General features: G+C 72.0%; 11 protein-coding genes. 3 read left to right on the top strand and 8 right to left on the bottom strand.

Annotated elements, in window-relative coordinates; all coding sequences use genetic code 11:
- Positions 1-153: 153 nt before the first annotated feature.
- The 4 genes from G3I71_RS22770 to G3I71_RS22755 are packed head-to-tail and all read right to left on the bottom strand — an operon-like array spanning position 154 to position 4,574.
- Positions 154-1,140 (bottom strand): PDR/VanB family oxidoreductase, encoded by a 987-nt coding sequence (locus G3I71_RS22770; protein WP_164316681.1) that lies wholly within the window; start codon positions 1,138-1,140, stop codon positions 154-156.
- Between the two features lie 19 nt (positions 1,141-1,159).
- Positions 1,160-2,350, bottom strand: a complete 1,191-nt coding sequence (locus G3I71_RS22765) for an acetyl-CoA C-acyltransferase (RefSeq protein ID WP_164316680.1) — start codon at positions 2,348-2,350, stop codon at positions 1,160-1,162.
- Positions 2,351-2,394: 44 nt separating this feature from the next.
- Positions 2,395-3,000 (bottom strand): histidine phosphatase family protein, encoded by a 606-nt coding sequence (locus G3I71_RS22760; RefSeq protein ID WP_164316679.1) that lies wholly within the window; start codon positions 2,998-3,000, stop codon positions 2,395-2,397.
- Between the two features lie 35 nt (positions 3,001-3,035).
- The gene (locus G3I71_RS22755; protein ID WP_164316678.1) at positions 3,036-4,574 is read right to left on the bottom strand and encodes an AMP-binding protein; all 1,539 of its coding nucleotides are present in this window, start codon (positions 4,572-4,574) and stop codon (positions 3,036-3,038) included.
- A 193-nt stretch (positions 4,575-4,767) separates the two neighbouring features.
- Between G3I71_RS22755 and G3I71_RS22750 the strand changes: the two genes are divergently transcribed.
- Genes G3I71_RS22750 through G3I71_RS22740 form a run of 3 tightly spaced genes read left to right on the top strand, consistent with a single transcriptional unit; the run spans position 4,768 to position 7,673 of the window.
- Positions 4,768-6,006, top strand: coding sequence for an acyl-CoA dehydrogenase family protein (locus tag G3I71_RS22750; protein ID WP_164316677.1), 1,239 nt, complete (start codon positions 4,768-4,770; stop codon positions 6,004-6,006).
- A 29-nt stretch (positions 6,007-6,035) separates the two neighbouring features.
- Positions 6,036-6,800, top strand: a complete 765-nt coding sequence (locus G3I71_RS22745) for an SDR family NAD(P)-dependent oxidoreductase (protein ID WP_164316676.1) — start codon at positions 6,036-6,038, stop codon at positions 6,798-6,800.
- Positions 6,801-6,803: 3 nt separating this feature from the next.
- On the top strand, positions 6,804-7,673 hold the full coding sequence (locus tag G3I71_RS22740; protein WP_343243041.1) for a ThuA domain-containing protein: 870 nt from the start codon (positions 6,804-6,806) through the stop codon (positions 7,671-7,673).
- A gap of 163 nt (positions 7,674-7,836) precedes the next feature.
- On the opposite strand, the gene G3I71_RS22735 is transcribed toward G3I71_RS22740, so the two are convergent.
- Genes G3I71_RS22735 through G3I71_RS22720 form a run of 4 tightly spaced genes read right to left on the bottom strand, consistent with a single transcriptional unit; the run spans position 7,837 to position 12,647 of the window.
- The gene (locus G3I71_RS22735; RefSeq protein ID WP_164316675.1) at positions 7,837-8,880 is read right to left on the bottom strand and encodes an NAD(P)-dependent alcohol dehydrogenase; all 1,044 of its coding nucleotides are present in this window, start codon (positions 8,878-8,880) and stop codon (positions 7,837-7,839) included.
- Positions 8,877-9,977, bottom strand: a complete 1,101-nt coding sequence (locus tag G3I71_RS22730) for an ABC transporter permease (RefSeq protein WP_164316674.1) — start codon at positions 9,975-9,977, stop codon at positions 8,877-8,879. Before G3I71_RS22730 ends, G3I71_RS22735 begins: the two co-directional genes overlap by 4 nt.
- A 1-nt stretch (position 9,978) precedes the next feature.
- Entirely contained in the window at positions 9,979-11,508 is a 1,530-nt protein-coding gene (locus tag G3I71_RS22725) for a sugar ABC transporter ATP-binding protein (RefSeq protein WP_164316673.1), read from the bottom strand.
- Positions 11,505-12,647, bottom strand: a complete 1,143-nt coding sequence (locus G3I71_RS22720) for a substrate-binding domain-containing protein (RefSeq protein ID WP_164316672.1) — start codon at positions 12,645-12,647, stop codon at positions 11,505-11,507. The genes G3I71_RS22725 and G3I71_RS22720 overlap by 4 nt, the downstream gene beginning before the upstream one ends.
- Positions 12,648-12,898: the final 251 nt, after the last annotated feature.

Raw genomic sequence — 12,898 nt, 5'->3', positions numbered from 1 at the left:
CCGCCACCAGGCCCGTCACCCCGGTTCCGGTCCCGAACCGGGTGCACGGGTCGGCGCGGCACCTTCATGAGGGCCTCCCCGGCCGCCAGGCCGGGGTAGTGCCCGACCGAAGGGGTACGGGGGTGCTCTGGTCGTCCCTGGACGCGATCGTCGTCACAGATCGAGGACCAGGCGCCCCCCGTACGAGCGCGACACACAGATGAGCATGGTGTCGCCGGCGGCCCGCTCGTCCTCGGTGAGCAGCGAGTCGCGGTGGTCGGGCTTGCCGTCGAGTACGTCGGTCTCACAGGTGCCGCACGTGCCCTCCCGGCAGGAGAAGTCGACCGCGATTCCCGCCGCCTCGACGGTTTCGAGCACCGAGCGGTCCGCCGGCACGGTGAGGGTGAGCCCGGAACGGGCGAGCTCCACCTCGAACGCCTCGGCCGCGCCCCCGTCCCCGGCCTCGGCCGTCCGGGCCGGAGCGAACCGCTCCACGCCCAGCGTGCCGGGCGGCCAGCCCGCACACCGCTCCTGAACCGCCTGCAGCAGGGGTTCGGGACCGCAGGCGTGCACCAGGGTGTCCGCCTCGGGCACGCCGAGGTGCGCGGCGAGGTCCAGCAGGCCGAACTCGTCCTGCGGACGGACGAGCACCCGGTCTCCGTACGGGGCGAGGCGGTCCAGGAACGCCATGGAGGTCCGGGTACGGCCGCCGTACAGCAGACGCCAGTCGGCACCCGCGGCCTCGGCGGCCTCGACCATGGGCAGGATGGGCGTGATACCGACGCCCCCGGCGACGAACAACTGGCGGGCGGCGGGCCGCAGCGGGAAGTTGTTCCGCGGCCCGCGGACCCGCACGGTGGCGCCTTCGCGCAGATGGTCGTGGACGTACGCCGAGCCGCCTCGGCCCTGTGGCTCGCGCAGAACGGCGATCTGCCAGGCCGCGCGGTCGGCAGGGTCTCCGCACAGCGAGTACTGACGGATCAGCTCGCCCTCGTCGCCGTTCCCGCCGTTCAGCAGTACGTCGATGTGGGCGCCCGGTGCCCAGGCGGGCAGCGTTCCGCCGTCGGGGCGGCGCAGGGTGAGGGAGACGACGCCGTCCGCGGCGTGGGTGCGGGCGGCCACCGTGAGGGTCGTCGGGGCCGGGGGCAACTGGTCGTTCATGATGGTTCAGCTCCGGGGTTCAGGTCTGCGTCGGTACGTGCAGCAACAGCGCGTCGCCCTGGCCGCCGCCCCCGCACAGGGCCGCCGCTCCGCTGCCGCCTCCGCGCCGCCGCAGTTCTGCCGCGAGGGTCAGCACCAGCCTGGCTCCGGTCATGCCGACCGGGTGCCCGAGCGCGATCGCACCGCCGTTGACGTTCACCTTGTCGAGGGGGCGGCCCAGCTCGCGTACGGAGGCCAGGGCCACTCCGGCGAACGCCTCGTTGATCTCGAACAGGTCCAGGTCGGCGGCCTTCAGCCGGCCGTCCCGGTGCAGGGCGTCGCGGACCGCGCCGGCCGGCTGGACGAGCAGCGACGGATCGGGGCCGGCGACCGTGCCGTACGCGCCGATCTCGGCGAGCGGGGTCAGGCCCTCCCGCCGGGCGCGTTCCGCGCTCATCACGACGACGGCCGCGCCGCCGTCGGAGAGCTGTGACGAGTTGCCGGCGGTGATCGTGCCCGTGCCGGAGAAGGCGGGCTTCAGGCGCCCGAGACTCTCGGCGGTGCTCGTCGGCCGTACGCCCTCGTCGGTGCCCACCAGGGTCTCGCCCCGGCGTCCGGCGATCGTGACGGGGGTGATCTCCTCGGCCAGCGCGCCCGACTCCTGGGCGTGGGCGGCCCGTTGGTGCGACAGCGCGCTGTACTCGTCCTGTTCCTCGCGGCTCAGGGTGAACGGCTGCTGATAGCGCTCGGTGGCCGCGCCCATGGAGACGCCGTCGAAGGCGCAGACCAGGGCGTCGCGGTCGAGGGCGTCCTCGATCGCGGCCGAGCCGTACTTCCAGCCGGTCCGGGAGCCACGCAGCAGGTGCGGGGCGCCCGACATGGACTCCATGCCGCCCGCTACGACCACCTCGTGCCGGCCCGAGGTGATCATGAGGTCGGCCAGGGCGATGGCGTGCAGACCGGACAGGCAGAGCTTGTTGACGGTGCTCGCGGGGACGGAGAACGGAATGCCGGCGTGGATCGCGGCCTGGCGTGCCGAGTTGGGGCCGGCCCCGGCCTGCACGACATGGCCCATGACGACGGCTTCCACAGCTGCCGGGTCCAGGCGGACGGCGGACAGCGCCGCACCGATGGCGTGGGCGCCGAGATCGACCGCGGACAGGGTGCTCAGGGCGCCCATCAGTTTGCCGACGGGCGTTCTGGCTCCGGCGACGATGACGGATCCGGGCATGACCGGAACCTCCTGGGGTGTGGGACGGAAGCGCGACGGAACGGTCAGGCGACCGCGTCGACGGCACGTTCGGCGGTCATGTGGGCCGTCTCGTTCACCGAGTGCAGAACGATCCGGCCCCCGGGCATGCGCCGCACCCGGCTGACGGACGTGTAGCCCGGGTGGAACCAGAACATCGCGGGCAGGCCGAGCACCGTCGCCAGATAGGTGTTGGTGATGCCGCCGTGGCACACGACCGCCACCCGTCCGCCGGGTTGGGCGTCGAAGATCGTGGTCATGGCCCGCACGGCACGCGCCCGGAAGGCGTCCCAGTCGAGGTCGGGCACGAAGTCCTCGTAGCGTCCCTCGGTGAGCGCCGCCGCCCGGGGATCGTCCGTGCCGATCTGTTCCGGCGGCGTGTAGGGCTGGGACACGTCCGTGTCCCACTCGCGCAGGTCGTCGAGGACGGTGGCGGTCATGCCGGTGAGGCGTTCCAGGGGCGCCGCCGTCTCGCGGGCACGTCGGAACGGGCTGGAGTAGAGGGCGTCGATGTCCTCGTGCGCGAGCCAGGCGGCGAGGCGTTCGGCCTGGATGGTGCCTTCCGGTGACAGCCCCGGGTCGAACACTCCCGACGTCGGGAGGCCGTGCCGGATGAGGAGGAGTTCGGTCATGGACGATCCTTCGTACAGGTAGGGGGAGGGGACACTCAGCCGGCGATGGTCCGTTCCGAGCTCCAGTAGGGGCGGCGCATCGCGCGCTTGTCGAGCTTGCCCATCGCGTTGCGCAGGAGTTCGGGAACGAACTCGTACGACTTCGGGCACTTGTAGGCGGCGAGGCGCTCGCGGCAGAAGCTGTCCAGTTCGTCGGTCGGCGGTTCGTCTCCCGCCGCCACGACCAGCGCCCGCAGCGCCTCGCCGAAGTCGGGGTCGGGCACGCCGATCACCGCGAGTTCGACGACCGCCGGGTGCTGCCGCAGGACCGCCTCGCTCTCGGCCGGATACAGGTTCACGCCGCCGGAGACCACGACGTCCGCGGCCCGGTCGGTGATGAAGATGAAACCGTCCGCGTCGACGTAGCCGATGTCGCCGAGCGTGAAGACGCCGGGGGAGAGGTAGGCGGCCTTGGTCTTGTCCGGGTCCGCGTGGTAGCGGACGCCCTGGTCGTCGGGCGCCCGAAAGGCCAGCAACCCGCGTTCGCCGGACGGCAGTTGCTCGCCGGCGTCGTCCGTGACCAGCACCTCGAACGGGGGCCGGACCCGCCCGACCGAGCCCGGGTGCGCCAGCCACTCGGTGCTGCTGATGCGGGCCACCGTTCCCGCCTCGCTCGCGCCGTACGACTCGGTCAGCACCGGCCCGAACCAGTCGATCATGGCTCGCTTCACGTCCGGCGGACACGCGGAGCCGGTGTGGGAGACCTGCTCAAGGCTGGAGACGTCGTACCGGGCGCGGACCTCGTCCGGGAGAGCGAGCAGCCGTTGGAAGTGGGTGGGCACCATCACCGTCGAGGAGATCCGCCACTTCTGCACCCGGCTGAGGAACGTCTCCGCGTCGTATCTGCCGAGGACGACCACCGGCTGACCGGCCGCCAGATGCCGTAGCGAGGTCAGCGGCGCGTTGTGCTGGAGGGGGCCGCACACCAGGTGCGCTCCCGGCGGGAATCCCGGCCGGGCGGACATCGCGGCCAGGTAGGCGGAGCTGTCGGCGACCGGGCCGCTCACCCAGCGCACCTCGGTGCCGCGCGCGCGGCCGGTGGTGCCCGAGGTGTAGACGAGCGGGGGCCGGGCGGGACGGTCCGTCGGGAGAGTGATCTCGGCGGGGGCGGCGCCCAGCCACAGCTCCCAGTCGAAGGCGTGCCCGGTCTCAGGGGTGCCGTGCGTCACGACCGGCAGACCCAGTTCCCGGGCCGCGTCGAGGGCGGCACCCGCGCCGACGGGTCCGGCGATGATCCCGGTCACGCCCGCGTCGATGATCTGGTCGACGAGCTCACCCGACGTGAGGTTCCGGGACGCGGCCACGGTCCCCACTCCGGCGCGCAGACCCGCCAGATGGGCCACGAGCGTCGGGATGGCGTTGTCACCCAGGACGGCGACCCGGTCGTCGGGGCCCGGCGCGAACTCCAGCAGCCGGACCGCAGCCCGCGCCACCTGGTCGGCGAGGGCGGACCAGGACAGCACGCCCAGGTCGTCCGCCAAGGCGGGCTCGTCGGGTGTCTCCTGGGCGCGACGGTCGAGTGGCAGCAGCGACATGGCTCCTCCGGCGGCTCCGCGGGCCTCTCCCGATTCGAGGGGAGAGGGGATGCGGAGACTGTAGCGTTTATCAAGAAAGTACGGAACACTCTGATCCCAGACGGAGGTATTCCCGCATGATTCAGCGGGATAGGCGCACGCAGCCCCTCCCCGTTACTGCATCTGTCGTCTGGTAAGTGACCGAGGAGGAGCCATGTCCCAGCCCGATCCGGACGCATGGCGCGCACAGGTCCGGCAGTGGCTGGCCACCGTGCTCGAACCGGCGCGAGCGCCGGAGTTCGCCGCGGAGACCGCCGACCTCGCCGTGTTCCACAACCTCCCCGAGGGCGAGGAACGCCTGCTGCTGGAGCGCTGCCGCGCCTACCAGCGGGCCCGCTTCGACGCCGGCTACCAGGCACTGACCCTCCCCGTCGACAAGGGCGGCGCGGGCCTGACCGCCGCCCATGTGGCCGTCTTCGCCCAGGAGGAGTCCGCCTTCGAGGTGCCGCCGTCCACCGAGCTGATCAGCGTCACCGTGCGGCTGGTCGCGATGGCCGTCTCGCTGTTCGGGACGGACGAGCAACTCCACGAGCACGCCCGGGCGTTCCTGCGCACCGACCTGCTGGCCTGCCAGCTCTTCAGTGAACCCGGTGCCGGATCCGACCTCGCGGGCGTACGTACCCGCGCTCGCCAAGAGGGCGAGGAGTGGGTGATCGACGGTCAGAAGGTGTGGACCTCGGGCGCCCAGTTCGCCGACTACGGTCTGCTGCTCGCCCGTACCGACCCGGACGTCGTCAAACAGGCCGGCATCACGGCTTTCCTGGTCCCGATGGACGCCCCCGGGGTGGAGGTGCGCCCCATCCGGCAGATGAGCGGCGGCGCCTCCTTCAACGAGGTGTTCCTCAGCGGCGTACGCGTCCCGGACCGGCTCCGGATCGGACGCCCCGGCCAGGGCTGGGAGGTCGCCACCACCACCCTCGCCTTCGAACGGACCGCCTCCGGAAGCGGCAACCGCCGCAAGGGCGGGACCTTCTCGGACGTACTCGCGCTTGCCCGCTCGCTCGACCGCACCGGCGATCCGCTGGTCCGCCAGCGCCTCGCCGACCTGTACGTACGTGCCGCCCTGCGCGCGGCCACGGTCGACCGCGTCGCCAGGACGAGCGCCGCCGGCGGCCGGCCGGGGCCCGAAGCGTCGTTGACCAAGCTCATGGCCTCCGACCTGCTCACCCGTACGGGACAGGTCGCCGCCGAGCTGATGGGAGCCCGGATCAGCGCCGACACCGGGGAACCCGGCACCTTCGCCTGGACCCGGCATCTGCTCGGCGCCCCCGGCTACCGGCTGGCCGGAGGAACCGACCAGATCCAGCGCAACCTGATCGGCGAACGGGTGCTGAAACTGCCGCCGGAGCCGCGGGTGGACCGGGCGCCGTTCTCGCAGCTTCCCGGCAACTAGAAGACTCATCTCACAAAGGAGTGACATCCATGGATCTGGGACTGACAGGCGCGAAGGCGCTGGTGACCGGCGCGAGCCGGGGCATCGGCCGGGCGATCGCCGGAACACTCGCGGCCGAGGGCTGTGCGCTGGCCCTGTGCGCCCGGGGTGAGGAAGGGCTGGCCAAGGCAGTCGCCGAACTGCGCGGCGAGGGGGCCATCGTCTTCGCGGAGGCGGTCGACGTCACCGACCCGGCCGCCCTCGCGGGCTTCGTGGAGCGGGCGGCCGGTGAACTCGGCGGGCTCGACCTGCTGGTGTCCAACGTGTCGGCCGGCAACGTGAAGGGCCCCGAGTCCTGGGAGGCCAGCCTGCGCGGCGACCTGATCCCGTTCGCGGGACTCGTCGACGCGGCCCTTCCCCACCTGGAGGCCTCGGACCGGGCCGCCGTCGTTGCCATCGGCACCACCAACGCCTCGGACACCGCGCGCCCGGCCGGCGCGAACTCGTACTCCGCGCTCAAGGCGGCCGTCGTCCAGCACGCCTCGGCCCTCGCGCACTCCCTCGCGCCCAAGGGCATCCGCGTCAACACCGTCTCGCCCGGCCCGATCGACTTCCCCGGCGGCGCCTGGGAGACCATCCGCACCGGCCGCCCGGAGGTGTACGAGGAGGTGCTGGCCAAGCTGCCCATCGGCCGCTACGGCACCGCGGAGGACGTGGCCGCCGCGGTGGCGTTCCTGCTCGGGCGGACCGGCTCCTTCGTTGTCGGGGTCAACCTCGTGGTGGACGGCGGGCTGCTCACCCGCGTCCAGTACTGAGCCGTGGCGGGCCCGGCCGGCCGCCTGGACGCCGTGCTCGTCTGTGGCGGCCGGTGGCACGACTTCGACCACGCGCGGCTGGGGCTGCTGGAGCTGCTCGGCGAGCATCCGCGGGTGCGCACCACGGTGTACCAGGACTACGACTGTGTGGCCGCCCTCGACCGGGCCGACCTGCTGGTCACCTACACCTGCGACGTCCGGCCCGGCCCGGCGCAGCGGGCCGCACTGGCCCGGTTCGTCGAGCGGGGCGGGCGCTGGCTCGCCCTGCACGGCACCAACTCGGTGATCGAGGTGACCGACTCGTCGCCGAGTGACGGGCCGCGGGTGTTCACGACTCCACGGCTCCTCGGGGAGCTGGCCGAGGTGCTCGGCAGCCAGTTCCTGGCCCACCCGCCGATCGCGCAGTACGAGGTGCGGGTGACCCGGTCCGACCATCCGCTGGTCGCCGGGATCGGGCCGTTCACGGTCACCGACGAGCTGTACGTGTGCGAGCTGCACGGGGAGCTGGAGGTGCTGCTGCACGCCGAGTACACGGGGCCGTGCCGGGGTTTTGCCGAGGGCGACACGGTGGCGCTCGACAGTGCGCCCAGGCCGGTGCTGTACCTGAAGCGGCACGGGCTCGGCGAGGTCTGCTATTTCACCCTCGGCCATTGCCGGGGCCGTTACGACATGCAGGACCTCGGCGTGGACGACACCGGGCGCGTGGACGCGGGGCCGTGGCAGACGCCGGAGTTTTTGACGGTGCTGCGGCGGTGTGTGGAGCGGGTGGTGGCGGGCGGCGGTTTTTCGCCCCCGCCGCCCCTACCCGTCCCTCCCCCAGAGGGGGGACCCCCACTGGGGGCTGCCGCCCCCAGACCCCCGCTTCGGCCCTGAAGGGGCCTCGTCCTCAAACGCCGGACGGGCTGGAAATGTCGGCCGACGCTGGGATGCCAGCCCTTCCGGCGCTTGAGGAGCGGGGGTTTGGGGGCAGTGCCCCCGAGGTTGGGACGAGTAAGGGCGGCGGGGGCGAAATAGTCGCTGGGCCCGCGCGCCGCGCTCAACCGTGTGGCAGCACCACGGCCCGGCCATTGATGTCACCCGCGTGCAGACGCTCGTACGCCTCAGGCGCCTGGTCCAGTGTGAAGGTCTCGACGTGGGCGGACACGAGCCCCCGCCGTGCGAGTTCGAGGACGTCCATGAGTTCCGGCCGGCTGCCCCAGTAGGGGAAGGACGCCGACACCTCGAACGGCAGCCCGCCCCCGAAACCGACGGCCAGCGTGCCCCCGCCGAGGCCGACGACGGTCACATCGCCCTCCACCGCCACCGACGCGGCGGCGACGGCCAAGGTCGCCTCGGCTCCGACGAAGTCCAGGACGACCTCCGCTCCCGTACCGCCGGTGAGTGCCCGGATCCGTGCGGTCGCCTCGCCGTCGGAGCGCAGAGTCTCGTGGGCGCCCACCTTTCCGGCCAGCTCCAGCTTCTCCTCGCTCACGTCGAGGGCGACCACCCGGGCCGGGGTGAGTGCGCGGAGCAGCTGCACGGCGATGTGCCCCAGACCGCCGACGCCGATCACCACCGCTGTGCTGCCGGGCAGCAGCTTCGGCAGCGATCTGCGGATCGCGTGATACGGGGTCAGCCCGGCGTCGGTGAGGGGCGCCGCCTGTACGGGGTCGAGTCCGTTCAGCGGAACCAGGTGCCGGGGCGAGTCCACGAGCATGTACTCGGCCAGGGCGCCGGGGGAGCCGAGCCCCGGCGGCAGGATGCCGAGCCCGGCCGCGTGCGGACAGCAGTTCTCCTTGCCCTCGGCGCACTTGGCGCAACGGCCGCAACCCCATGGGCCGTACACCGCCACCGCCTCGCCCTCCGCCACGCCGGTGACACCGGCGCCCAGCGCCGCCACCGTCCCGACACCCTCGTGACCGAGTGCCATGGGCAGCGGGTAGGGGAACTGCTCCTCGGGCCAGCCCATCACCGCCAGATCGGAGTGGCAGATTCCCGCCGCCGTCACCTTCAACAGCACCTGGCCCGCGCCGGGTTCGGGCACCGGCACCTCCACGACCTCGGGGGCGTGCCCCACCCGTCGGTACTGAACTGCCTTCATCCTCGACTCTCCTTACTGGTGGTCGTGTCCGGCCGGGTCCCCGTTCTGCGGCGAAGTACGGCCGGCAAGGCGATCCGGCCGCCCGTGAGGACCAGCGCCACGATGAGGACCGAGCCGGTGAACAGGCTCGCGGCCCACTGCGCGCTGGTGGCGAGCCCGAGCCCTGTGATGCCCGTGCCGAGCAGCAGGACCGCGAGAACCGTGCCCCAGGCGTTGAAGCGGCCCGCGCGCAACTGGGTCGCCCCGACGAACGCGGCCGCGTACGCCGACAGCAGATACGGGGTGCCCGCGGTCGGCGAACCGGAGCCGACCGCGGACGCGAAGACGACGCCGGCGAAACCGGAGAGCAGCGCGGAGGCCACCAGGGTCAGAAAGCGCAGCCGGTCGGTGCGCACCCCCTGCAGCCGGGCCGCGTCGGCGTTGAAGCCGGTCGCGTACAACCGGCGTCCGGTGGCGGTGTGTTCCAGCAGGAACCAGATGGCGAGGGCGGCGAGCAGCAGATACAGAACCGGCAGGGTGAGGCCGCCCACGTCCAACTGGGCGATGCTCGCGAACGGCTTGGCGAGCAGTTGCACACCGGTGATCGAGCTGTCGTTGGTGACCATGGTGATCAGGGACTGGATCAGCGCGCCGGTGGCCAGGGTGGCGATGAACGAGTCGACGCGCAGAACCACCACCACGATTCCGTTGACGACTCCGACCAGCAGCGCGGCGGCCATCGCCAGAGCGATGGCCGTACCGGGCCCGAGTCCGCTGGAGACCATGAAATGCGCGGTCAGCACACTGGTGAGCGACATGGTGTAGGCGATCGACAGGTCGAAGACCCGTGCGGCCAGCGGCGGTACGACGCTGAGTGCCACCAGGCCTGCCACGGCGTTGCCGTTCAGCACCTGCTTGACCGTGATGGTGGTCGGGAACGTGTCCGGCGCCCACGCGGAGAAGAGCACGACGATGACCAGCCACACGTACACGGCGCCGATGTTGCGGAACGACAGGGCGGTCACCGCCCGTCGGACCACTGCCTCGGGCACGGACACAGCGGAGCTCTCCGGTGCGGACGGCGGGAGCTCCGCCGCCCGGGTCGGGGTGGACGTCATGTCACTCGGTTCCTTCCATGGCGTGCACGAGGGCGGACTCGGTGATGTCCCGGCCGCTGATCTCCCGTGCGATCCGGCCGTCCCGCACCACCAGGACGCGGGTGCACAGCGCGAGCAGGTCCTGTGTGTCGGAGGACGACACGATGACGCCCATGCCCTCGTCGGCCTGACGCTCTATCAGGTCGTACAGCTGGAGGCGGGTGGCGATGTCCACGCCCGCCGTGGGCTCGCACAGCGTCAGTACGGGTGGGCGCTGGGCCAGGCAGCGGGCCATGACGACCTTCTGCTGGTTGCCGCCGCTGAGCGTGGTGATCCGGGCCCCGCGACCGGCCGAACGCACGCCGACCCGCCGGATCCAGTCCTCCGCCAGGGCGGACTCGCGGCGGCGGCGCAGCCGCCCGGAGCGGGCGCGCAGCCGGTCGAGGAGCGGCAGGGTGAGGTTCTCGCCGACCGAGAAGTCGCCGATCACCCCCTCGCCCGCCCGGTCCGCCGGGACGAGGGGAAGGCCCAGTCCGTCGGCGTCACGCGCCTCGGTCCACCGCTCGGAGCGTTCCGGCAGCCGCAGCCTGCCACTCACCCGCCCGGCATGGGCCCCGCACACCGCGTACGGCACGATCTCGTGGCCGGAGCCGACCAGGCCCGTGATGCCGAGGCGCTCGCCCCTGGCCAGGTCGAAGCCGACGCCCTGCAGCGGACCGGCCCACAGGTCGCGGACCTCCAGCACGGGTTCGGCGGCGACATCGGAAGGAGGCGCCGGACGGTGGCCGGTCTCCATCTCCTCGCCCGCCATCAGCTCCGCCAGCGTGCGCGGAGTCAGCTCGGCCACCGGGCGGGTGGCGATCCTGCGTCCGCCGCGGATCACGGTGACCCGGTCGGCGAGCGCGAAGATCTCGTCCATCCGGTGCGAGACGTACAGCACGCCGGCCCCGGCGTCGCGGACCTCCCGCACGATGTCGAACAGCCGGGCCACCTCGCCGGGCGGCAGTACGGCGGTGGGTTCGTCGAGCACCAGGACACCGCGGCGGCCCTCCCAGCCCTGGAGCGCGGCGGCGATGGCGACCACCGTGCGCTGGACGGGGGTCGCCGTCGCCAGGGGCCGGCGTACGTCGATGCCGAGGCCGAACCGCTCGACGAGGGCGGTCGTCCGCTTCTCCATCTCCGCCCAGCGGATGTTGCCGAGGGCCGTGCGGGCGAAGCCGTGACTGAGGGCGAGGTTGTCGATGGCGCTCAACTCGCCCACCAGGCCCAGCTCCTGGTGGACGAAGCGGAGCCGGTCGTGGCGGGAGGCGGTGACCTGGCCGAGGTCGAAGGGCTCGCCGTCGAGTTCGGCCACCGCGCCCGGCTCCGCGTGGTGGTAGCCGGCGAGGATCTTGATCAGGGTGGACTTGCCGGAGCCGTTGGGCCCGATCAGGGCGTGGATCTCGCCGGGCGCGACCTCCAGGTCGACGTCGTCGAGGGCCTGGGTGCCGCCGAATCTCTTCGACAGGGCGGCCACCCGCAGCACCGGACCGGTCCGCACGGGCCCGGTCAACTCAGTCCCCACAGCGCCTTGAACTGCTTCTGGTAGTCCTCGACGATCGGGAAGTCGCCGTCGGCCGAAGGCAGGTTGTCCTTGGTGACGAGCAGGTTGGGCAGCGCCGCCTGCTGGTCCACGTCCATGGACTGGCCGGTGAAGTGCCGGGCCAGCGCGTCGGCCTGGAGCCACGCCGTCTCGTGCGAGTTCAGCGCCATCGCGCCGTCGGTGAGACCGCTCTGGATGTACTGGTAGTTCTGCGCGTCACCGACGTTGACGACGATGTGCTTGCCGGTGACGCCGGCGGTCTTCAGCGCGGCTGGCACTCCTACGTTGAGCAGTCCCAGCGAGAAGACGACATGGGTCACCTTCGGGTGCGAGCGGAGGTACGACACCACACGGTCCGGCATGTCCTTGCCCACCGAGGTGATCGGCACGTCCACGTTGTCCAGCCCGCAACCGGCGCACCACTCCTTGTACTTGGCGGCGAAGGCGTCCTTGACGGGCTTGAGGATCGTGTACGCCGGCAGATCGAAGTACACGGTGTCGGCCTTGGCGCCGCTGTTCGACACCACCCAGGAGGCGAGCATCTCGCCCTGGATGCCGACGTCGTCCGGCCCGTTCTTCAGCAGGGAGATGCCGTCGCCCACCACGTCGTCGGCGTTCGACTGGACGACGGGGATGTCGGCGGCCTTCAGCTGGGCGAGCTGCTTGGCATAGACGGCACGCGGGAAGCCGGAGGCGATGACGGCGTCCGGCTTGTCGCGCAGGGCCTGTTCGTAGGCGGCCTGGACGGACTCCGGGGTGCCCTGGGTGGCGATCTGCTTCACCTGCCAGCCGAGTTCCCCGGCGGCCTCGGTGAAGAAGTCGGCGAGGTCCTTGCAGGACTGGACGCCGCAGAGGATGAAGTCGATCTTCTTGCCCTTGGGGATCGGCTTGCCGACGGGCTGGGTCACGGAGATCGCGGCCGGGCGCTCGGAGAACGTCGCCAGGGCCGCGCGGGCCGCCGTCAGGCCGGGGGAGCCTGCTGCCGCCGCCTGTGTGGAGTCGGCGGCGGGGGTGGTGCCGCTGCCGCACGCCGCCAGCGTGAGCAGGGAGGTGACGGGGACGATCGCGGTGAGCGCGCGGCGGACCGCGCGGCGGGGTCTGGAACTCATCGTTGAGTACTCCCGAGGTGTGTCGCCTGCGCTGCCGTGACCCGCGTCGCTTGCGCGTTCGCGGCGGTCGGCTCGGTCAGGCGGACCGATTCTGTGGTGCCCCGGGCGGGAACGCCGCGGTGCTGGGCCGGGACGGGAAGAGATCGTCCCAGGACGAGAAACTTTTGAGGCACTACAGCCTCAAGTGGGTCGGAGTGTGACATGCCCCAGCGAGCTTGGGGAGAGGGTCGCCGCAAGAAATTCCATGATTA

The organism is Streptomyces sp. SID12501 (assembly GCF_010550245.1).
Taxonomy (GTDB): domain Bacteria; phylum Actinomycetota; class Actinomycetes; order Streptomycetales; family Streptomycetaceae; genus Streptomyces.
The sequence above is the reverse complement of the archived record's forward strand: the minus strand, read 5'-3'. Positions and strand labels throughout refer to the sequence as shown.